At 70.2% G+C, this 994-nt stretch carries 1 protein-coding gene; it reads left to right on the forward strand.

Going from position 1 to position 994, the window contains the following annotated elements:
* A partial coding sequence (locus ACTWQJ_RS51790) for an AMP-binding enzyme (RefSeq protein ID WP_443313266.1) occupies positions 1-994 on the forward strand: 994 nt, incomplete at both ends.

Consider the following 994-nt stretch of genomic DNA (forward strand, 5'->3'; position numbering starts at 1 on the left):
GTGGGGGAGTTGTATGTGGCGGGCGCGGGTCTGGCGCGTGGCTACGACCACCGTCCGGCGCTGACGGCGGTGCGGTTTGTGGCGTGCCCGTTCGCCGAGGGCGGGCGGATGTACCGCTCGGGTGACCTGGCGCGCTGGACGGCGGACGGGTTGCTGGAGTTCGTCGGACGCGCCGACGAGCAGGTCAAGATCCGTGGCTTCCGCGTCGAGCCGGGTGAGGTCGAGTCCGTTCTCGCCGCGCACCCCGACGTCGCCCAGGCCGCCGTCGTCGTACGCGAGGACCGGCCCGGCGACAAGCGCCTCATCGGATACGTCGTCCCCCACAACGGCCGTGCCGTCGACACCACGGCGGTACGTGAGTTCACCGGCGCGCATCTGCCTGAGTACATGATCCCCGCGGCGGTCGTGGCGCTGGACGCCCTTCCGCTCACGGTCAACGGCAAGCTCGACCGGAACGCCCTGCCCGCCCCCGACCTCGCGGTCAGGATCGGCCGAGGCCCCGCCACACCGACCGAGGAAGTGCTGAGCGGGTTGTTCGGTGAGGTGCTGGGGTTGGAGCGGGTGGGTGCGGCGGCGTCGTTCTTCGACCTGGGTGGTGATTCGCTGCTGGCGATGCGGTTGATCGCTCGGGTGCGGTCGGTGCTGGAGGCGGAGGTCAGCATCCGGGACCTGTTCACGACGCCGACCGTCGCCGGTGTGGCGCGGGTGATCGACGCCGCGGACGGTGCCTCGCGGGTCCCCCTGCGGAAGGAAGAACGCCCCGAGCGAGTGCCGCTGTCGTACGCCCAGCAGCGGATGTGGTTCCTCAACCGCATGGAGGAGTCCGAAGTCGGCTCCGGAACCGCCGGGGCGTACAACCTGCCCTTCGCCCTGCGGATCTCGGGTGAGTTGGACGTCGTGGCGTTGGAAGCGGCGTTGGGTGATGTCGCGGAGCGGCACGAGAGTTTGCGGACGGTGTTCCCGGATGTGGAGGGTGTGCCGTATCAGCGGGTGT

The organism is Streptomyces sp. KR55 (assembly GCF_052245645.1).
Taxonomy (GTDB): domain Bacteria; phylum Actinomycetota; class Actinomycetes; order Streptomycetales; family Streptomycetaceae; genus Streptomyces; species Streptomyces flavusporus.